The 20141-nt window shown below is 53.5% G+C and carries 16 protein-coding genes, 1 pseudogene, 1 CRISPR repeat array and 1 riboswitch; of the genes and pseudogenes, 2 read left to right on the plus strand and 15 right to left on the minus strand.

The features are described 5' to 3' along the window. Positions 1 to 32: 32 nt before the first annotated feature. From CGZ75_RS13520 to CGZ75_RS13540, 5 genes and pseudogenes are all read right to left on the minus strand, one after another. On the minus strand, positions 33 to 1730 hold the full coding sequence (locus CGZ75_RS13520; protein WP_176444835.1) for a type 2 periplasmic-binding domain-containing protein: 1698 nt from the start codon (positions 1728 to 1730) through the stop codon (positions 33 to 35). A 44-nt stretch (positions 1731 to 1774) separates the two neighbouring features. Further along, positions 1775 to 2671 carry a carbohydrate ABC transporter permease gene (locus CGZ75_RS13525; protein ID WP_425436492.1) on the minus strand — a complete coding sequence of 299 codons (897 nt, stop codon included), beginning with the start codon at positions 2669 to 2671 and terminating at the stop codon, positions 1775 to 1777. Between the two features lie 87 nt (positions 2672 to 2758). Then, positions 2759 to 3712, minus strand: coding sequence for an ABC transporter permease (locus CGZ75_RS13530; protein WP_089525873.1), 954 nt, complete (start codon positions 3710 to 3712; stop codon positions 2759 to 2761). Between the two features lie 952 nt (positions 3713 to 4664). Further along, the gene (udk, locus tag CGZ75_RS13535) at positions 4665 to 5288 is read right to left on the minus strand and encodes a uridine kinase (RefSeq protein WP_089524837.1); all 624 of its coding nucleotides are present in this window, start codon (positions 5286 to 5288) and stop codon (positions 4665 to 4667) included. A gap of 319 nt (positions 5289 to 5607) precedes the next feature. Next, positions 5608 to 6408, minus strand: a pseudogene (locus tag CGZ75_RS13540) (DctP family TRAP transporter solute-binding subunit); the annotation flags it as partial. Positions 6409 to 6445: 37 nt separating this feature from the next. Next, positions 6446 to 8076: a CRISPR direct-repeat array (repeat unit 32 nt; unit sequence GTTTCAATCCACGCTCCCGCACGGGGAGCGAC). Between the two features lie 440 nt (positions 8077 to 8516). Here CGZ75_RS13540 and CGZ75_RS13545 point away from each other — a divergent pair. After that, positions 8517 to 9284, plus strand: coding sequence for an alpha/beta fold hydrolase (locus tag CGZ75_RS13545; protein WP_089524839.1), 768 nt, complete (start codon positions 8517 to 8519; stop codon positions 9282 to 9284). Between the two features lie 184 nt (positions 9285 to 9468). On the opposite strand, the gene CGZ75_RS13550 is transcribed toward CGZ75_RS13545, so the two are convergent. From CGZ75_RS13550 to CGZ75_RS13595, 10 genes are all read right to left on the minus strand, one after another. Then, positions 9469 to 11091, minus strand: coding sequence for an MDR family MFS transporter (locus CGZ75_RS13550; protein ID WP_089524840.1), 1623 nt, complete (start codon positions 11089 to 11091; stop codon positions 9469 to 9471). Between the two features lie 53 nt (positions 11092 to 11144). Continuing rightward, positions 11145 to 11567, minus strand: a complete 423-nt coding sequence (locus tag CGZ75_RS13555) for a MarR family winged helix-turn-helix transcriptional regulator (protein WP_089524841.1) — start codon at positions 11565 to 11567, stop codon at positions 11145 to 11147. A gap of 180 nt (positions 11568 to 11747) precedes the next feature. Continuing rightward, positions 11748 to 12449 carry a sulfite oxidase-like oxidoreductase gene (locus CGZ75_RS13560; RefSeq protein ID WP_089524842.1) on the minus strand — a complete coding sequence of 234 codons (702 nt, stop codon included), beginning with the start codon at positions 12447 to 12449 and terminating at the stop codon, positions 11748 to 11750. 3 nt (positions 12450 to 12452) lie between these two features. Next, positions 12453 to 12704 carry a hypothetical protein gene (locus CGZ75_RS13565; RefSeq protein ID WP_089524843.1) on the minus strand — a complete coding sequence of 84 codons (252 nt, stop codon included), beginning with the start codon at positions 12702 to 12704 and terminating at the stop codon, positions 12453 to 12455. Positions 12705 to 12924: 220 nt separating this feature from the next. Further along, positions 12925 to 13755: an inositol monophosphatase family protein gene (locus tag CGZ75_RS13570; protein ID WP_089524844.1), complete on the minus strand. Its 831-nt coding sequence runs from the start codon at positions 13753 to 13755 to the stop codon at positions 12925 to 12927. A 126-nt stretch (positions 13756 to 13881) separates the two neighbouring features. Further along, positions 13882 to 14703 carry a sulfite exporter TauE/SafE family protein gene (locus CGZ75_RS13575; protein WP_089524845.1) on the minus strand — a complete coding sequence of 274 codons (822 nt, stop codon included), beginning with the start codon at positions 14701 to 14703 and terminating at the stop codon, positions 13882 to 13884. Positions 14704 to 14731: 28 nt separating this feature from the next. After that, the gene (gene uvsE / locus CGZ75_RS13580; protein ID WP_089524846.1) at positions 14732 to 15748 is read right to left on the minus strand and encodes a UV DNA damage repair endonuclease UvsE; all 1017 of its coding nucleotides are present in this window, start codon (positions 15746 to 15748) and stop codon (positions 14732 to 14734) included. Further along, positions 15745 to 16062, minus strand: coding sequence for a hypothetical protein (locus CGZ75_RS13585; RefSeq protein WP_089524847.1), 318 nt, complete (start codon positions 16060 to 16062; stop codon positions 15745 to 15747). The genes uvsE and CGZ75_RS13585 overlap by 4 nt, the downstream gene beginning before the upstream one ends. Positions 16063 to 16205: 143 nt before the next feature. Further along, positions 16206 to 17333: a D-alanine--D-alanine ligase gene (locus CGZ75_RS13590; RefSeq protein WP_089524848.1), complete on the minus strand. Its 1128-nt coding sequence runs from the start codon at positions 17331 to 17333 to the stop codon at positions 16206 to 16208. Positions 17334 to 17424: 91 nt separating this feature from the next. Next, complete coding sequence (locus tag CGZ75_RS13595) at positions 17425 to 18534, minus strand: amidase domain-containing protein (RefSeq protein WP_089524849.1); 1110 nt, start codon at positions 18532 to 18534, stop codon at positions 17425 to 17427. A 281-nt stretch (positions 18535 to 18815) separates the two neighbouring features. After that, a riboswitch (cyclic di-AMP (ydaO/yuaA leader) is annotated at positions 18816 to 19002 on the plus strand. A gap of 5 nt (positions 19003 to 19007) precedes the next feature. Between CGZ75_RS13595 and CGZ75_RS13600 the strand changes: the two genes are divergently transcribed. Further along, positions 19008 to 19697 carry a hypothetical protein gene (locus tag CGZ75_RS13600; protein ID WP_089524850.1) on the plus strand — a complete coding sequence of 230 codons (690 nt, stop codon included), beginning with the start codon at positions 19008 to 19010 and terminating at the stop codon, positions 19695 to 19697. The last annotated feature ends 444 nt before the right edge of the window (positions 19698 to 20141 follow it).

A 20141-nucleotide genomic window follows, 5' to 3' on the forward strand; every position in this document is an offset into this window, starting at 1 on the left:
TTAGTTGTTCATCGGCTTAATTACTCGCACCCTTATTTGTTCAAAGCTTCCAGCTTTTTGACGTTCTCTTCATACTTTTGTTGACGGTATGCATCAATCGCTTCTTGCTGGTTGCGGCCCTTCACAAAGTCATTGAAAATCTGATCAAACTCCGCATCCGATTTCGCTAGCAGCATTTTCGGCAAAGCCTTGCCCCATGATCGGTCGTTTTTGCTGCGCGCAACGCCTTCCTTGCTCGTCGGGTCCGGATCGAGGTTATCGAATTCCGCCATGCTGATCGACTTGCCCTTCGTCCATTCTTCCATCTGCTTGGCAGGCTCGACGCTCGGCGGAGCCCATTGCAGATTCATGTTGGTATCCATGAGCATCCAGTAGGTGAATGAAGAGCCATATTTCTGATCAAAAGCGGCCCGATCCTTATTCACGAGCTCCAGCGCTTCCGGCTTGAACTGGTCTTTTCCGTCTATCGTATCATAGGAAACGCCTTTTTCACCAAGGAATAGATCCTTGTTTCCTTCTTCGCTCATCAGGTAGCTGAGAAACGCAATGGCTCTCTTTTTGTCCTTCACATTTTTGGAAATGAGCGTCACCGTCCAGCCGGAAATACCAGGGCCAGACAGAGTTGGCTCTTCGCCGGCAGCGTTTTTCGGTCCGTCCACGGCGATGTAAGCCGTGTTGGGGTCCCTTTGATAGAGCGAGATATTCTGCGCGGCAAAGTCAGACCGCTGATAAAGCATCGCGAAGTAGCGGCCTTGAGCGATTTTCTCTTCCATTTGCGGACGTTTATCGATGAAAATATCTTTAGCCAGCATGCCGTCCTGGTTCGCCTGGCGGAATACCTTCAGCCACTTAACGTACTCCGGATCCGTGCGGCGATCGTACAATTTACCGTCTTTTTGACGCGGTATGGCCAGGAAGTTCTGCAAATAATCCTGCAGAGAATCATTGCCGACATCGGTGAACTCATGCAGACCAAGCGGGATGAGCGGCTGGCCGTTCACCTCCGGGAACTTTTCCTTCGCCAGCTTCAAGGCGTTCAAAAAGCCCTCCGGCGTGCTCATATCCGGCTTGCCAATCGCCTCGTACATATCCTTGCGGACGACAAACGTCTGATTGGACGTGAAGTTCTCGCCGTATTTCTCGTAGTCAGCCGGGGATGACGATGCGTTCGGGTACCCATACACATTGCCGTCCGGCTGCGTGTACCAGCCTAGCTTAGCCGGATCTGCCACTTTGAAAAAGTACGGATCATACTCGTCCGCGAGCTCGTTGAGCGGCAGTACCAATTTGCCGGCGATCATCTTTTTGACCGCCTCCTCGTACCAGCCTAGCGTGATGAAGTCAGGCAGCGAGCCGGATGCCATCATCGTGTTCAGCTTCTCTGCCTCATTGCCGGCTGGCACGATGAAGTTCAGCTTCACGCCCGTTTTTTTCGTGATGTACTCGGCTGTAGCGTCGCCGCCCCATTTTTTGTTAAACCAGCTGAAGTTGATGTACCAGTCAAATGAAATCGGAGAAGTGTCCGCCTGCCAAGCTGGAGCGCCGTCGCCCGCCGGAGCCGGGGATGCCGATGCTTCTGTGTTCGCGGATGGAGCCGGGCTTGCACTAGTCCCGCCGGTATTGGTATTGCCCCCATTGTTTCCGCCGTTATTGCCGCCGGAGCAGGCAGCGACCGAGAAGGTCATGGCCAGAGCCAGCAGAGTTGTTGCCGCTTTGCGCATCTTTCCCATTTTGTTGATGCCCCTTTTCTATAAAGTGGATGTATAAGTCGAGATCAGCCCTTGATGGAACCGATCATGAACCCCTTCACAAAATATTTCTGCAGGAACGGATAAACAATGACAATCGGGGCCGTCGTGACGACCATCGTCGCCAGCTTCAGAGATTGGCTCGTCACGTTGATCGTGACTCCGCTCGGCATCGCCGCCAGCATTTGATTCGAGCTGGACTGGGCGACAACACGGTAAAGGAACGTCTGGATCGGCTGCAGATCTGTGTTGTTAATGTAGATCATGCCGGTAAAATAGTCGTTCCACTGATACACGCCATGGAAGAGCGCGATTGTAGCGATGACTGGCATCGACACCGGGATGACAACCCGTATGAAAATGGTCAGGTCGTTAGCCCCGTCGATTTTGGCCGCTTCCTCCAGACCTGCCGGAATCTCACGGAAAAAGCTCAAAAAGATAATGAGGTTGAAGAAGCTGAACATTGCCGGAATGATGTACACCAGGAAGCTGTCGAGCAGGCCAAGATCGCGAATCAGCAAGTAATACGGTATAAGTCCACCGCCGAAAAACATCGTGATCGTCCCGATAATCATGTACAAATTGCGCCCGATCAGCTCCCGCCTGGACACCGCGTAGGCGATCATTGCCGTGAAAAAGACGTGCACAGCCGTGCCGAGCAGCGTTTTGGCGACCGTGATGCCCATCGCGGTCATAATTCCCTCGCTGCGGAACACCGCGCGGAAGTTCTCGAGGCTGAGCTCGCGCGGCCACCAGTAAATGCCGCCGCGCATAGCGTCCTGGCCGTCGTTGAAGGAGTTGACGAGCACATACCAGATCGGATACAGCGTCAGGAAACAGATGATGAGCATCAGCAGGCCGTTGAAAATTCCGAACGCCGCTTCGGCTGGCGTTTGTCTTTTAAAGCTGAGAATTTTTAACATTGGCTTCTCCTTTCTGTTACTGGGCGGTTCTTGGACGTTTCCTGGACGTTTCCTGGACGGTTCCTGGACGGTTCGCCGGACCACCCGCTAAAACAGCGAGGTCTCGTTCATTTTTTTCGTAATATAGTTGGCCCCAAGCAGCAGTCCGAGCGCGATGATCGACTTCAGCAGTCCGACTGCAGTTGCGTAGGAGTATCGTCCGTCCGCAAGGCCAGTATGGTACACATACACGTCGATAACGTTGCTGGCGCTTTCGTTGAGCGAGTTGCGCAGCACGAGAATTTGGTCGAAGTTCGAGTTCAGCACACCGCTGATCGCGAGGATGAACAGAATCGTAATCGTGCCTTTAATGGAGGGCAAAGTGATATTCCACATTTTCTGAGTGCGTCCCGCTCCATCGATCGTTGCTGCCTCGTACAATTCCGTCGACACGCTGCTGATTGCAGCCAGATAAATGATGGCCGACCAGCCGAGCTCCTTCCAAATATCCGAGGTGATGATGATCGTCCAGAAGTATTTTGGCTCCGCCAAATACGTAATCGGAGTATCGATGAAATTCAGCGCAAGTAACACCTTATTGATGATGCCGACATCCGCGAGCCAAGTGGCGAGGATGCCACCGAGAATGACCCAACTCAGGAAATGCGGCAGGTAGGTGATTGTTTGAATCCATTTTTTGAAGAGGACCGACCGGACCTCGTTAAGCAGCAGAGCGAACAGAATCGGGAGCGGAAAGCCGATGATCAACTTGATGAGACTGATGCCGAGCGTGTTACGCACCACATTCCACACCTCATCGTCGCCCAGAAACTCCTTGAACTGGTCCAATCCAACCCACGGCGCCTGCGATACCGGGAAGATGATGTCGAACTCTTTGAACGCGATAATTATGCCGTACATGGGAATATAGTTAAAAATAATCATCCAGGCGACACCGAGCAGCGCCATCACCTGCAAATACCGCTGGCTGTATATTTTTCGCAGCCATCTTCTCCACCGCTCGCTGCCCGCTTCCGGACCGCCGATCTGCGGACTAGGCATTTGCGTGCTGCCCATTTGCGAACTGACTGCCTTCACGCTCACCTGCGCGTTTGGTTCCATGCTGTGTGTCACCTCCACTTTCCTTGCCTTTCACGGCGGGCGCGCCGGGCCATGGACTAGCTGGACGGCTATGCTGACCGGGCCGGGCTCAACGCTAGTTGAATGGCCCTGCGACCGGGTCGGGTTCATGGCCTTGCCGTATCGTCATTGTAAGCGCTCTATAAGGCGAAAAATAGGCACCGGATTCTAGGTAGGGTTACTATTTTTCAGGTGGAGGGCAGGGAGCTAGTTGGTCGCAGATGATTTGTGATGGATACAGCATGATTGCAGAAGAGGTAACTTGTAGGCGAGACAGTGTGTAGATGAGAGTTGTTGATGAGATCGTTTGTAGACGATGTTGTGTAGACGAGAGTGCGTGAATGAGACAGCGTGTAAATGAAGAGTTGTTTACCAGAAAAACTCCTCATGCCGATCAACGGAACTGAGAAGCGCTATTTGGCGGCAAACAACGTTTAGAAACTTTTAACGGACTGACAAGCCTTATTTCCAGCTTTACTCTTAAGCCCCTAATTGAATTAGAGAGTACCCTGGGAAATAAGGTACACTACTAGTAAGAGGTGAGGGGCCGTTTTGTTCCCAAGCAAGTAACTTCGGCTACTTGCTTTGCCCGGCGGTGCCGCTTTCAGCCCAAGCAAGTAACTTCGACTACTTGCTTTGCTCGGCGGGGCTTTTGCCCCCAGCGCCGTGCCGAAGCAATCCCGATGTATCCTCGTACAAACGGGCCGTATAAGCGTATTTGAGAGACAAAGGAAGCTATACTTCGATTCAAACCTATTTCGCTCTGAACTCTCCAGAATTAGAGGGCCAGCCCGAGACTTGTTCTCCGCCAAAACAACAAAAAGCCGTCCCTGGATAAATCCAGGTGACGGCATAAGCAAAGGGAACGAACGGCTTAGCGGCCGTTCTCCTTCAAATATTTTTCGGTAAGTACCGAAAGCAGCTCAACTCCGACCTCATTGTGCCCGCCTTCGGGGATGATAAGGTCTGCGTACTTTTTGGACGGCTCAATGAATGCCTCGTGCATTGGCTTGACCGTTTTCAGATACTGGTCGTGGATGGAGTGAATCGTCCGGCCCCGCTCCTCGATGTCGCGCAGGACGCGTCTCAGGATTCGCACATCGGGGTCGGTGTCAACGAATACCTTGATGTCGAGCAGCTCCCGCAGGCTCTCGTCAGACAACACATGCAGCCCTTCAATAATGACGATGTGACTAGGTTTCAACTCGACAGTCTTGTCCGTACGGCGCGAGTGAAAAGTGAAATCGTATATCGGAGCAAACGCGGTTTCACCCTGCATGAGCTGTTTCAGATGGGCCACCAAAAGCTCGTTGTCGAACGCAAAAGGATGATCATAGTTAATCTTCTCGCGCTCGCTCATCGTGAGCTCCCAACGGTCCTTGTAATAATTATCCTGCGAAATGAACGTTACGGCGCCTTCCCCCATCCGACTGATGACAGACCGTGCCACGGTTGTCTTACCCGAGCCGGTGCCGCCGGCGATTCCTATAATAAGCATGAAGCTGAGCTACCTCCCCGAATACACTGCAATTCCAGTATTTTAGCACAGCACAGCTTTTTTTTCATCTTGGGATGCCAGCAAAATATTGCTAGGTGACTCTTAGGAACAGGGACAGTCACACTTCCGCCCCCAAAAGGGCTAACTCTCCCACATTATATGCTTCAAATTTACCTTCAGTTGGTCCAGCTTTCTCTTCAGTTAATTCAACTTTCTCTTCAACTGACTCAAGAGGAAGCCAATCCGCTCGAAGAGAGCCGAAAAAGTTCGAACGCAGATTCTCCAGAATCTGCGCTCAGATTCGGACAAGCGGTACGCTTCACCCGCCAGCGTCATGGTCGTACTTGCTTTGCAGCCTTCGTACTGCATCCATTAATTCCCGCCCCGCAAGCTCCTCCGCCTGCTCATAAAGCGGCTCCCAAAGGCGCATCCACTCTGCTCTCTCCGATTCCTGCAGATCCGAGATTTGCATCCACTTCCCCGCCCGCATCTCCGCCAGCTCGCTGCGACTCATCTCCTGCGCGTGCGCATTGGCCCAATCAGTCGTCTCGCGCATCGCCTCTTGGATAATGCCTTGTACCGACACCGGAAGACTATCCCAGAAAGAACGGTTCATTATGACTGCGTAGCCGAGATAGGCATGATTGCTGACCGTCATATACTTCTGCACCTGGTAAAATTTTTTGCTGTAAATATTCGTGATCGTGTTTTCACCAGAGTCCACAGTTCCGCTCTCGAAGGCCTTGTACACGCTGTTGAACTGAATATCTGTGGTTGATGCCCCCATCTCGCGGAACTGGGCAGCTACGATCGGCCCCGGCATTACACGGAATTTGAGACCGCGGAAATCCTGCGGCAGCAGCAGCGGCTTCTCGCTCGATGTCATCTGCTTAAAACCGTTGCCCCAGAAAGCCATCCCGATCATGTCGCGCTGTTGAAGCCGCTTGAACAGCAGGCTGCCCACTTCACCGCTGAACGCCTCCTCAACGGCATCTTCATTACGAAAAGTGAACGGCAAATCCATCACGCTCCACTCCGGCATCCGGCTGGACAAATTGGAGAAAGCGGGCGCAATCATCTGCACTTCCCCCCGCGCCAGAGCATCCTGCTCGTCAGGCTCGGTGAAAAGGGTCTTCTAGTTCTGCAGCACCGGACCAATTTCAATCCACGCTCCCGCACGGGGAGCGACTTTGGGCTGTCGATCGCACAACTCCAGTCCGGACGGTTTCAATCCACGCTCCCGCACGGGGAGCGACGATTTTTGCTTTGCGCATGGATCGATACTCCTTGTTTCAATCCACGCTCCCGCACGGGGAGCGACTTGGTTCTGGCCGGGCGCGTTATGGATGTATTTACGGTTTCAATCCACGCTCCCGCACGGGGAGCGACGGCAGCCGGGAAAAATTTATTGGTAATGAGAGCGGTTTCAATCCACGCTCCCGCACGGGGAGCGACGGTACCAACTCCTTGAAGCACAACTCCCTTAGCAGGGTTTCAATCCACGCTCCCGCACGGGGAGCGACAGTGTCCCCAGAAGATAATCCATATCCAACGACGGTGTTTCAATCCACGCTCCCGCACGGGGAGCGACTTATCAAATCGTTGACATCGGCATGAGGATGCTAGTTTCAATCCACGCTCCCGCACGGGGAGCGACTCGCAGAGACCATGCGACTCGTAGCCGAAGCCAGGTTTCAATCCACGCTCCCGCACGGGGAGCGACTGGATTCTTTATTCTCGGTGTCTCCCGAGGTAGTAGTTTCAATCCACGCTCCCGCACGGGGAGCGACAAGGAACGCAATACCCAAGCCGATAAGAGTGCAGGTTTCAATCCACGCTCCCGCACGGGGAGCAACGAGGAAATCGAAGCGCAGCAAGAACAGATTGCCATGTTTCAATCCACACTCCCGCACGGGGAGCGACGATTACTGCCTTCACGTTAATGCAAGGATTGTGCTGTTTCAATCCACACTCCCGCACGGGGAGCGACCAAACGCTAGGCGGTCAGGTCAAACATCACACGAGTTTCAATCCACACTCCCGCACGGGGAGCGACCTCAGTTATTCGCGCTGCCTTCGGTCGGCATTTCAGTTTCAATCCACACTCCCGCACGGGGAGCGACATTGATGGCACGATCGCCGTGAAGGATCATGTCGAGTTTCAATCCACACTCCCGCACGGGGAGCGACGCCGTCCTTGTTTTATTCCGATTGGATGGCGCAAGTTTCAATCCACACTCCCGCACGGGGAGCGACAGACGTCCGAATATAGCCAGCGCGGCGGCCCAAAAGTTTCAATCCACACTCCCGCACGGGGAGCGACTGGCCAGCGATGATATGCGCGCCAGCTATAATACGTTTCAATCCACACTCCCGCACGGGGAGCGACCCGGTCGAGATCGTCACCGAGGACGGCGAGCTGGTGTTTCAATCCACACTCCCGCACGGGGAGCGACGGAATTTCCCCAACCCCTCCCGGTCAATAAATCGGTTTCAATCCACACTCCCGCACGGGGAGCGACGGAAAGCAGTAACCGCCAGAACCAAGCTCAGATGGGTTTCAATCCACGCTCCCGCACGGGGAGCGACCACGTTTGCCCTCGGGGATGTACTTATACTCCTGGTTTCAATCCACGCTCCCGCACGGGGAGCGACTAAGATGGGATTACAACAGGAGGAATGCACACCATGTTTCAATCCACGCTCCCACACGGGGAGCGACTTCCCCCAGTTTTGCGCCAGGACTTCAGCTAAGCGTTTCAATCCACGCTCCCGCACGGGGAGCGACAGCATACCCGAAAAGCCCTTGCTGCGCCTGGGTTTTCGGCCTCAAAAGTGCGAACCTCTTAAATAGGGCCTGTCACACGAGCTCATTTCAAAGCAAAATCCCCTCAAATCCTTGCTACGCCAAATGTACGAACCTCCCAGGGATTTCATGTGAGCTTGGGGTTCGCAATTAGTTTAATCGCTCCATTAAACCCCTGTCCACTCTTCTTTCTGCCACTACATCCTTATCCAGATGGCGCTGCTCGCAGCGATTTCTTTTACTCGACAAGACGGGTACCGCTTGGTGTCCCTCCAGCCAAGCCCCCCAATCCATTCACCACATTAACCTTTAATTAGATTATTTCAGTAGCTTAACATATAGCTGCCCAACCCCGGAATCAGCCAAGCTAGGCCTGTCATATACATTCAGAAACGAGCATCCATGAGAACGGAGGGATTTGCTTGCTTCCAGTCAACGGCTCGCTACACGAGCATCAGCATCTGACATTCGTTCTTGTCCGCGGCTCCTGGGCAGAGGCCGGATACCTGCGGGAGATAGCAGCCGCGCTGCAGCGCCAAGGTCATGATGTCCACCTCCCCGAGTATCCCAGTCACGAAACGGATTCCAATTCGAGCATTACGCATGAAGAAATTACAGATGCCATCGCAGGTTATATCCTGGCTTGGAATCTGCAGGATGTCGTGCTGGTCGGCCACAGCTTCGGCGGCTCCATCGTGCAAACAACCGCGCAGCTCATACCGGACCGCATCAAAAGACTAGTGTTCATGAACGCCTTTGTTCTACTCGACGGAGAGTCTGTCGCAGACCAGCTTCCCCCCATCATCTATGAAGCCTTTAATGAATTGCGTCAAGAATCCGGAGATGACACAATCATGCTGCCCTATGATCTGTATAGAGACATCTTTGTCAATCTCGCCAGCGGCACTCTCGCCCGCCATTTGTACAGTCGCTTGCGTCCCGAGCCGGCGGGCCCTTTATTCGAAAGCCTTGATCTGAAGCTCTTTTATACCTTACAGATTCCAAGAAGCTATCTATACTTAACCACGGACGGATTTCTTCCAGAAGGTGAGGAGTACAGCTGGCATCCGCATATGTCCGGGCGGCTCGGTATTTTCCGAATTATCAAGGTCGAGGGCGACCATATGTCCACTGTCAAAACATATCCCGCCCTAATCGCCCATAAACTCATCGAGGCTTCCCGGGACTGATTCCGTTTCAAGCGATTCTGATGCCTCGATTACTTGCCAGAATACGTGATGCCCCTTCCCGCTTTGACGCTGGCCTGAACAAACGAAAGACCCCCTAACGATCACTAGGGGGTCTTCAAGTATTCACTAAACGCTCTTCCATTCACCATCCAGGGATGGGCAGGGCAATCTGCCCCACTCCGATTTAGCTCTGAAGTCCAGCTTTCTTAATAGACCCATTCTCTTCTTTGGCTTCGACAGCCTCCACCTTGTTACTGGTGCGCAGCGGAATCTCTTTCAGGAAGAAAACAAGAACGAGCGATGCGCACAGAACGAGTGTGCCTACAAGAAACACGACGGACAGCGTCTGGCCAAGTGCGTCGCGGATCTGATCGATCATTTGGACGAATAGCACTCGCGCATCCTCTGGCAGGCTGCTCTCCGTCTGCTCGATGAGCGGCTTGTTCATCAGCGTTGTCGGATTAGCAAAAGCAATCAGCTTTTCCTGCAGGGCCGGGTCAAGTTTACTCAAGTCCGGGGCAGACGCCGAAGTAAGATTTTCCTTAATGTGGCGGGCAAGGTTATTGGACATAACTGTACCCATGACGGCAATACCGATCGTGCCGCCAAGGTTACGGAACATCTGCGAAGATGCAGTCGCAACGCCAAGCTCGTTATGAGGAACTGCATTTTGCGTCGCCAGCGAGAATACCGGCATGCCCATGCCGATTCCAATACCGAAAATAGCCATGCTCAGTGCAGCGATCCAAACGCTGTTCATCACGATCATCAAGCCCATACCGATAATCATGATTGGAACACCGATCAGAGCATACCTTTTGTACTTGCCGCTTTTGGAAATTCTGGAGCCGATGAGTGCACTCGTAATAACCATGAAAATGGACATCGGCATCGTCACATAACCCGCATAAGTAGCCGAAACGCCCTCCACACCTTGCACGAAGAAGCTCAGGTAGATCATTGCTCCCATCATGCCGAAGTTCATGAGAAAACCGATGATGTTGGAAACCGTGACGATGCGGTTTTTGAACAGATGCAGCGGCAGAATTGGATTTCGCGCATAGCGCTCAATCACAACAAAGATGGTACCCGACACAACAGCTCCGACCAGCAAGCTGATAATTTCCCATGAGCCCCATTTATACTCCGTACCGGCCCATGAGAAGGCGAGCAGCAGCGGCACGATTGTTGTGGTTAAGAACAAGGAACCCATGTAGTCGATCTTTTCCTTCGGCTTGCGCTCCACTTTTGGGAAAAGGAACAGAATCATGAAGAAGGCAACAACGCCGAGTGGCAAGAAGATCCAGAACAGCCAATGCCAATCCATGTTATCAACAAGATAACCGCCGAGTGTTGGACCGAGTACGCTGGAGAAGCCGAATACTGCGGTCATGAGGCCCATCCATTTGGGCCGCTCGCGAGGTGCGAACAGGTCGCCAACCGCCATGAAGGCAGTTGCTTGCACGATACCGGCGCCAACACCTTGAATACCGCGATAGATGATGAACTGGAATACATCCGTAGATGTACCGGTTAGGAAAGCTCCGATTATGAATAATAAAATACCGGCAAGCATGAACGGCTTACGCCCGAACATATCGGACAGCTTGCCGACCAGAATGGTGGCAATCGTAGAGGTAAGCAAGTAAATATTGATCGTCCACGTGTAATAATCCATGCCGTCAAGAATGGCAATAATTCGAGGCATCGCTGTGCTCGTAATCATCTGGTTAATGGCCGCAAAGAACATAGCCGCCATAACAGCGATCATGATTGAAACTTTGCGTTTATGAGATAAATGTTCCATGGTTCGTCTTTTTCTCCTCGTCTTTGAATCTGTAGTGGTGGACCTACGTACGTTTAATCTTCCCCTACTGTAAGCTTCTCCAAGATTAGGGTTATCGTATGCAGCTCCTCTGCGGTCAACTTCGACAGGTGCACGCCTATCATTTTCTCCTTCTGTTGCCGCATCCATTGCATTACTTTCTCGCCTTCCTCTGTAATCTCCACAAAAATAGCCCGGCGATCCACCGTGTCATGCCTGCGTCTGACATATCCGCCGTTTTCAAGGCGATCCATCATAACGGTGATTGCACTCGGCTTAGCCTCCATCTTCTCGGCAATGACGGCAAGTTTGCAAGGAGCATGCTTTTTGATCAAATGCAGGACGAGTAACTGCGTTCTCGTCATTCCGCTTTCCTTGATAGTTTCCTGCATCGACAGCTCCATCGTCTGCATGAAAGCCTGGGCCGCCAAGTGGAATCGTTTGATCTCCACTTCCATTGTGTACCTCCTTGCTAAACTCAATAATATATTTATACTCCTTTAACTATTTCTATGTCAAATAAACACCGGTCAACGATTCCTATAAACGTTTGTTATAAATGATACACTTCCCCATCCAACGACAAAAAAGCCGCTTCGCATATGCGAAGCGGCTTGCTGTACAGGATCTAGCCCTGCTCAATCGTAATCTTTGTGCACCCATTCATCCTCAGGAATCTCAAAATCGTTCCCGGAGTAACGCTCCTCTTTGAATGGGTCCGCCTCGTTGTGGAAGCCGTTGCGCTCCCAGAAGCCAGGGCGATCTTCGGTCATGAACTCGAAGCCTCGCAGCCACTTGGCGCTCTTCCAGAAGTACAGATGAGGAACGACCAAGCGCAGCGGTCCGCCGTGCTTCTCGGTGAGCGGCTCACCGCCGTAGGAGAACGCCAGCAGAATGTCGTCGCCCATGAGATCCGCAAGCGGCATATTCGTCTCGTAGTCATAGTCGCCGTAGACCATGACATGCTTCGCTTCGGGCAGCGGCTCGATGCCTGCATGCCTCAGAAAATCACGAAACAGAATGCCTTCCCATACCGTATCCATCTTCGACCAGCGAGTGACGCAGTGGATGTCCCGCATGACTGTCACACGTGGCAGCCCCTTCAGCTCGGTGAAGGAGAAGCGGCGTTCTTGCTTAACCGCTCCGTTCACACACAGATCCCAAGTCTCCATATTGTAAACGGGAACGGCACCCTCATGTAAAATCGGGAACCGTTCCGTGACCGTCTCACCTGGCGGCACTCGATCGCCATACTTGGCGTCGGGCTTGATCTTCTGCATCAACGCTGCCGCATTTCGCTTCAGCCTTTTGGCTTTGTCGCTCTCATACGGTTGATTCATGATTTAGACGCCCATGCGTCTGCGTTGATTGTTAGGCTTCTTGTTCAGTTGGCTGCGCAGTTCCTTGGCTCCGCCTTGGGCGCCGCTTTGTCCTTGCTTGCCAGCCGCCTGGTCCTGTTTCTTCTGCTGCAGCTTCAGCTTTGCAGCTTCAGCCAGCGACATCTTCTTAGGCTGTTCAGCAGCTTGCGCCACTGCCTCTACGGAAGCCTCAGTCTCAGCCTCCACGGCTTCTACGGCTTTGTTTTGTTCCGTCATATATATCCCTCCATGCTTTACCGATTGGTTAATCCTAGTTGTAGTTTAGCTTATTTTGTCCCTTTACGCCATGCGTAAAACAACTATAGCCAATGCTACGGTCCCTCATGAGCATGCCCATTCTGTGTATATTCAAATGCGCATTCTCTCATGTTTCAGGAAAAATGTTCCACAAGAAGATCATCCAAACTTCGCCTGTTCACAAGGCGGCGAGACCTACTTACGCTTTGGCCAGCTCAGCCTGTAGCTCATCATGGATGTACCCGTTCGTGGCTAGCACATTGCGCACGCCTAGATGATACGGCGTTCCATCCTGATCGCCTATGCGTCCGCCCGACTCTTGCACGAGAAGCGCTCCTGCGGCAAGATCCCAGCTATTCGGGCCGACTTCCCAGTAAGCACTCAAGCGACCGGCTGCAACATAGGCAAGATGCAGCGCCGCAGAGCCGCTGGAGCGGATGCTGCGAACCTTGGGAGCGAGCAGTTGCAGCTGTGCCAGATTGCGCGGCAGAGCCGTCGCATGCTCCGGCGGAAAACCTGTAGCGACAAGGCTGTCGCGCAGCGTCGGCTCGCTTGACACGTTCATGCGGCGGCCGCGCACATAGGCTCCTTTACCTTTTTCGGCGATGAATAGCTCATCCTTCCAAGGATCGTATACGACGCCGAGAATGACCTCTCCGTGATGGGCAAGAGCGATCGACACGGCGAAATAAGGAAAGCCATGCACGAAGTTAGTCGTCCCGTCCACGGGATCAACGATCCACAAATATTCTGCATCCCGGACATCCTCCAGAGCCTTGGCGGAAGCCTCAGGTCCAGGTTCAACACCTTCCTCGCCGAGGAAGGAATGATTCGGGAAGTTCATCATGATCAGGCTGCGAATGAGCTTCTCTGAGCCTTTATCCACTTCGGTCACCAAGTCATGCGGCGACATTTTCTCGCGCAGCACCTCATGCGCGCCTACTTTGGACATGATCCACTCTCCCGCTTTTGACGCGCAATTTATCGCTACGGCGGCGAAGCTTTTGCTGCCTACTACATGATCACTCATGCTGATTCCCTCTTTTCCGATCTATATGAAAACCTTTCCATAATACCCATGCAGAATACCGATGCCTTCCTTACTATACGAACGGCATCCGTATTCTGTTTCGCAAAATTCAGGCTGCGCTTTCCTCTACAGCTGCGCCACGCCTTGCCAGATCAGTCTCACTGATAGCACCAGCAGCGTGATTCGCAGCACCCAAAGTATGGTCGATCCGCTCATCCGGCTGGCGATCCAAGCCCCTGCCTTACCGCCCAGCCAAGCACCTGGAGCAAGCGCCAGCACGAGCAGCCAGTCGATTTCACCCATGAATCCGTGTACAAAACTGCCGCTGATCGCGGATAGGAAAATCACGAACATCGACGTCGCGGTTGCCACATGCGGCGGGAAGCGGAACAGCAGCACCATGACCGGCACAAAAAGCGAGCCGCCGCCGATGCCGAACAGCCCCGAGACGAGACCCACGAGCAAGCCGATACTAAGCAGCAACGGCAGGCTGTACCCATATTCATGCTCCACGCCCGACCCGTCGGTCAGCTTGCGTGTAATGGGCCAATTGCGTGAGGCCGGCTTGATGCGATCGCGGAAAATAAGCAGCAAAGCCATCAATAACATGAAAATGCCGAAGCTCAGCTGAAAGGCTCCGCCTTGAAACTTCGACGTCAACGCGGAGCCGATCATCGCGCCGGGGCCGCTCGTAATGAACAGCAGCCAGGCGCTGCGGAAGTCGACCTTGCGCTGCTTGGCATATGTCCTCGACGATGCAAGAGCCGTCACGATTAACACAGCTAGCGAGGTGCCGACCGCTGTCGCCTCTAGGATCGGTTCTCCAGTCAGCTGTGCGCCGAGCAGCAGTAACACCGGCACAATAATGATGCCGCCGCCCAGCCCGACAATGCTGCCGAAGATGGAAGCAACCAAACCTGTCAGCAAAATCAAAATCCATTCCAGCATGATGTTCTAGTTCCCCATTTCCAGCCAGCTACAGCTCGATTGTCGATCCGTCTATGATGCGGATTCCCTCACCGCTGTCCGCTAGACGGCCCAGCTCTTCCATGAGCGTGGTAAGCGCTTTGTCCTTCGCCTTGGCCTCCAGCATGCAGTCGATCTGCGGCACGGAGTCTTTGACGCTGCGCAGAAATTCCAGCAGCGGTCCCGTCTCGACGTAATCGGCATGACCGCGTCGATCGGACAGGCTCTTCGGACTCGAAGCATGGATCTTGGGCGGGAGTCCGTCCGGTCCGCCGTCCAGGCCAAGCCGCTGCTGCTCCCTCTGCCAAGTAGCCGCGATACGCGACCATAGCTCCCCGTGCAGAGACTCCGCTGTCTCCCCACCGTCGTTGACCCAGTGGTGATGGATGTCCAGCACCATCGGATTTCCCGTCTGCTCGGCTATGTCCAGTGTCTCGCGCACATTGAACGTTTTGTCGTCGTTCTCTAGCGTCACCCGGCCGCGCACACTCGCATCCAGCGCCCCAAACTGCCGGATGAAACGCTCACCGGACACGGGTTTATCGCCATAGGCTCCGCCTACATGGATATTGCATTTGTACCGTTCGTCCAGCCCCATCGCTTCCAACATGCGCACATGATGCTCCATATCCTCCTGTGACTTGGCCAGCACCTCCGGGCGCGGCGTGCTGAACACGCAGAAGTGATCGGGGTGGAAGCTGACGCGCATTCCATGCTTTTGCACGAATTCCCCGAGCTGAGCGAAGGATGCGCCAAGGGCGGGATACGGATTCCAATCCTTTAGCGCATCATGCGTTGCCAGCGGAATCAGCTTGGAAGAAAAGCGATACAGATGAAAGTCGGAGTAGCGGTTGTTTTTGAGAATGCGCAGTGTGCTCTGCAAATTGTCTTCGGCAATGCGCTCCAGTCGGGCAAGCGCCGCCTCTCGGTCTTCCAGCTTAGAGAAGTTTTTATACGTCATCGTGCGAGAGGGCGAGACGTTTTCCAGCAGCAAGCTCATCGCGACAAAGCCAAAGCGGACGATCATTCTCGCTCACCAAAAAACATTTCGTAGGCCAGCGCCGTTTGCACACGTACTTCCTCTTCGGTCAGCTTGCGCACGAGCTCCATCTCCACTTGCGTGACCTCTTCTCCCTGGAAGTTGATTTCAGCTATAGAAGCGAGAATACGCACGATTGCGATTGCCTGATTGCCCGGCGTATAGGCAATTACTTTTTGTCCCGTCGGAAAGACGCGGAAGCCGCTTTTGACCATTTTGCCCTTACCGTATTCCAGCAGCTCGTACAGCTCCTGTTCGGATTTGAATTTGCAGACGGAATTGAATTCTGTGGCGAAACCCATGGCTCGTCCCTCCTTAGTTGTATGTAATACGGCTTGGCCGTCTCTCGGACGGTTCCCGTATGCGTGTTCAGCTTCTACCTATGTAAAAAACGCGCCTTCTCCGCGGAGGCGGAGAAAGCACGCCCTGATTCAATGTGGCGAAATCAGCTGCCGTACTCGATTTTCTGCTTATCGGTATGCCGTTCGATGGCCAGCTCAATCAGCGCATCAAGCAGTCCTTGATAGGAAAGACCCGTTTCCTTCCACATCAGCGGATACATGCTGTACGGTGTGAAGCCTGGCATCGTGTTAACTTCGTTGATCAGCAATTGACCGTCGCTCCGGCGCATGAAAAAGTCTGCGCGCGCCAGGCCCGAGCCGTCGATAGCCAGATAGGCGCGGAGGGCCATCTCGCGGACAGCTTCCGCTGTTTCCGCCGGAATATCCGCCGGAATCTGCATGATGGACGTACCGTCAACGTACTTGGCCTTGTAGTCGTAGAACTCTGCGGAGCTAACGACCTCGCCTGGCACCGAAGCACGCGGCTCGTCATTGCCGAGCACACTGACCTCGATCTCGCGCGCGTCAACAAACTCCTCAACGACCACCTTGCGGTCAAAGCGAAGCGCGAGCTCCACAGCGGCGATCAGCTCTTCCCGGTTGCGGGCCTTGGAGATGCCGACGCTGCTGCCCAGGTTGGCCGGTTTGACGAAGCAAGGATAGCCGAGCGCGACTTCAATTTCCATAATGAAAAAGGCAGGGTCCTTTTCCCATTGAGTGCGGTTGAAATACCGATAAATACATTGCGGAAGGCCCTCATGGGCGAATACTTTTTTCATGAAGATTTTGTCCATGCCGACCGCCGAGGCCAGCACGCCTGCTCCAACATAAGGAATATTGGCCATCTCCAGCAGTCCCTGGATCGTGCCGTCTTCCCCGAACGTACCGTGCAGCAGCGGGAAAATAACGTCAATCGGCTTCTCCGGAGCAGCAGCTGCGGCAGCTGCCTGCAGCGCCGTTTCTCCGGATGCTGCTCCTGTTAATCCACCGAATACCGGCGCAAGCGCGAGTCCATCCGCATTGTTGGACAGCTTCAGCTGCTCAACATTGTTTGGAGCCTCCAACAGAACGCCTGCGGAACGCCATTGGCCTGCTTTGGTGATGTAGAAGGGCTGAATCTCGTATTTATCAAAGTCGAAAGCTCCCATAACCGCCAGCGCGGTCTGCAGCGACACCTCATGCTCGCCCGACTTGCCGCCGTAGACCAGCCCGACGCGAATCTTCTCTCCCATGTTGTTAGCCCCTCCGGTAACCTATAGAAATTTAGGATGCCAACAACCAACGCCGCGCATGCGGAACCGGCTGCCAGCATCCTGATCATGCCTACATCATATCGCTAAAATGATAAAATCGGTAGCGGGTATTGTCGGTCCAGGCGTAGGAATCCCTGTAGTCCCAGTAGCGATGACGACTCGGCACTGTGTTGGCATTGACAAGCGGCATGCCGTCTCCGTCGAACGCCGTCACAACTGTCGTATGTTGAAACCGCCCGTCTCCATTCCAATCGTACGTAATTACATCGCCCAGATTCAGCTCAGCTGCGCTGTCGACCGTGATTGCGCGCATTCCGGTTGAACGTGGAAAGGACAGATAGAGATGGAGCGCGTTCGATACCGCCCAGCTGTAACTCCACTGTTCCTGGCCTCCCGAACGACCCTTGTACCACCAGCCCGATTCTCTTTTACCAGTATAGTTCATAGGCGCTTCCCCTGCAAAGACACACTGTGATACATAATTAGTGCAATTAACTTCAAATTCTTCATAGGCTGGATTGGGCTCCTGCCACCATTGATCTGCATACGCCGCGACCAGCTCTCTCTGGTATTTGGATGCTCTGGAGCGCGTATTAATTCTCGGTACAACCCCATGATTCAAAAAGGGACGCGGCGCACCAGGCGGCTGATTGCCGCTTCCCCCTCCATTGCCATAGGACTTGTGCTCAGCAAGCGCGCTATCTACCGCTGCGTGACCGTATCTGGGGCGGCGTTCGCCGACAAGCGGCTCTATCCGTGTCAGCCGCCAGTTGCTGCTTCCGCTTTCACAGCCGAGCCAAAGCCTTTCCCGCTCGATCCGCTCTTCCGTATATTGCCGTCCTTTATGCTCGATATGACGCTTTAGATGAAGCTGCAGCACAACCGACACTTCGGTTTCGGATTCGTTAATTTTCACAAGCGCGGCTTTCGTCTCGCATTGTGAGGTCAGGATGCCGCGTTCTTCTGCTCGTTCACGCAGCCGCTGCAGGCGGTGCAGCAGACGCAGCCGATGGTCGGCATCCGTCATAATGCCGGCAAGTGCGGTATCCTTCAGCTCCACCTCCGCCTGATTGCAGCCCTGTACATACTGCTGAACGGCTCCCCGCCATCCTTCGAGCTCTGTATTCCGCTGCTCACCGGCAGCCTGAGGCGGCCTTTTTCCAACCTTGATCCGTGGCATCCCTTCCCCATCCCCTCTGAACGGTATTTCTCCATCTATTGCTTATCTTATGAGGGGCGGGAGCACGAATATTCGCTCAGAAGTTAGAAACAAGCTTCATTAATAAATCCATCTAACGGGTTACATTTAAATCCATCCGGGTAATTATCAGAAAATTTAGAAAACAAATAAACGGAAGAAAAAGCATCTGTGGACGAGTTAGCGACAGGATTCAATCGAATTTTCGCTAAATTTGGTCTTTTACAAGACATGCTGTAGTGAAGTATGATAAAGTTCAGCACATTTCTATTCTGCTTAATTCCACAATATGTGGAAGCGGGGGAACCAACGCAGGCGACTGTCGTCTGCCGGGGTGAATCCGGATGTATCTGCAACACGGCTGCCGAAGCCGCAGCAGGTCGTATCTGGTAGGGCTACTCTCTGGTCCGAATCCGTCAGCTAACCCCGTAAGCAAAAAAAGGAGAGGTTCGACCATGTCTTTGCAAGAACGTTTGGTGGGCGGTCTGGATGCCAGCAGGCTCCGTTCCGCTCGCAGCCCATCCACGCACAGCGCGGAATTGGAGGCTGCTTGCTCCTCTGCTTCAGCTTTACTTGGCGCCCCGATCATCCTTGATTCATCGGAGAGGAAGCTGCCCGAGGCCGAAATACAGTTCATAACCAATGAGCTGCTCGCTCCCGAGTGGTCCACTGATGAAATGATGGTTACGAGCGAAGGGCTGGATGTCGAAGAACTACTCGTTGTCGAAGATCTGCTGTCCCATCAGGAGTTGCACATGCCAGATCGGCGTATCCGCCGCATTGACCTGTTCATCAGCCGTACGGGCTCCATGTCCATACGGGGCAGCGGCGATTATTTGGTCGCGCTTCATATTTATGCAGGTTCTTCCCTGTACCGTTCTGTTGTTACTATGCCTTATTCCGAAGCTCCTTCCGACTGGGAGAGCTGGGGCAGTTGGTTCAACTCCTTTGTCGGCGTTCCGAGCGACGAGGCGATGTCGGTGCTCTATTATGACGCTGAGTGGATTAGCGATCAAAGAGACCGCATGCTGCGCAAAGCTCTGGAGCCTGCCTCCAGAGAACCAATGCCATTTCCCGCCACTGCCTTCTGGAGAAGGAATTACCTCATCGAATCCTCGGACATCCATATCCAACTCTCGATGTAACTCGGCCTAGAAGACTTGTCGTGTTTATCCAAGACGCAGCAAAGCCCCCGATCGCTTGGCCTCGGGGGCTTTGCTGCGTCTTGGGGGCTGAGTCGCTGGCGCGAGAATAAACGACTGGGACGGCGGGTTTACCGCAGCTGCGGAATAAAATCGCAGGACGGCGGTTTAAGCGCAGCCGCGGGATATTAGCACAGGACGGCGGGTTCACCCTTAGACGCGAGAATATAAGCTTTACAATAAAAAGAAGGTTTACCGACTCTATCGCGATCTGCAGATTCTACATCCCCAGCGCCGACTACTTGCTTTGCTCGGCGGGGCCACTTTCGGCCCAAGCAAGTAACTTCGACTACTTGCTTTGCCGTACAAACGGGCCGTATGGGCTTATTTGCGAGAAAAAGGAAGCTATACTTCGATTCAAACCTATTCCGCCCTGAACTCTCCAGA

The organism is Paenibacillus herberti, assembly GCF_002233675.1.
GTDB classification, from domain to species: Bacteria; Bacillota; Bacilli; order Paenibacillales; family Paenibacillaceae; genus Paenibacillus_O; species Paenibacillus_O herberti.

Coding starts and splice junctions, on each gene's coding strand:
- CGZ75_RS13520 (WP_176444835.1), bottom strand. CDS start 1,730: ATGGGAAAGATGCGCAAAGCGGCAACAACTCTGCTGGCTCTGGCCATG.
- CGZ75_RS13525 (WP_425436492.1), bottom strand. CDS start 2,671: ATGTTAAAAATTCTCAGCTTTAAAAGACAAACGCCAGCCGAAGCGGCG.
- CGZ75_RS13530 (WP_089525873.1), bottom strand. CDS start 3,712: ATGCCTAGTCCGCAGATCGGCGGTCCGGAAGCGGGCAGCGAGCGGTGG.
- udk (WP_089524837.1), bottom strand. CDS start 5,288: ATGCTTATTATAGGAATCGCCGGCGGCACCGGCTCGGGTAAGACAACC.
- CGZ75_RS13550 (WP_089524840.1), bottom strand. CDS start 11,091: ATGGAACATTTATCTCATAAACGCAAAGTTTCAATCATGATCGCTGTT.
- CGZ75_RS13555 (WP_089524841.1), bottom strand. CDS start 11,567: ATGGAAGTGGAGATCAAACGATTCCACTTGGCGGCCCAGGCTTTCATG.
- CGZ75_RS13560 (WP_089524842.1), bottom strand. CDS start 12,449: ATGAATCAACCGTATGAGAGCGACAAAGCCAAAAGGCTGAAGCGAAAT.
- CGZ75_RS13565 (WP_089524843.1), bottom strand. CDS start 12,704: ATGACGGAACAAAACAAAGCCGTAGAAGCCGTGGAGGCTGAGACTGAG.
- CGZ75_RS13570 (WP_089524844.1), bottom strand. CDS start 13,755: ATGAGTGATCATGTAGTAGGCAGCAAAAGCTTCGCCGCCGTAGCGATA.
- CGZ75_RS13575 (WP_089524845.1), bottom strand. CDS start 14,703: ATGCTGGAATGGATTTTGATTTTGCTGACAGGTTTGGTTGCTTCCATC.
- uvsE (WP_089524846.1), bottom strand. CDS start 15,748: ATGATCGTCCGCTTTGGCTTTGTCGCGATGAGCTTGCTGCTGGAAAAC.
- CGZ75_RS13585 (WP_089524847.1), bottom strand. CDS start 16,062: ATGGGTTTCGCCACAGAATTCAATTCCGTCTGCAAATTCAAATCCGAA.
- CGZ75_RS13590 (WP_089524848.1), bottom strand. CDS start 17,333: ATGGGAGAGAAGATTCGCGTCGGGCTGGTCTACGGCGGCAAGTCGGGC.
- CGZ75_RS13595 (WP_089524849.1), bottom strand. CDS start 18,534: ATGCCACGGATCAAGGTTGGAAAAAGGCCGCCTCAGGCTGCCGGTGAG.
- CGZ75_RS13600 (WP_089524850.1), top strand. CDS start 19,008: ATGTCTTTGCAAGAACGTTTGGTGGGCGGTCTGGATGCCAGCAGGCTC.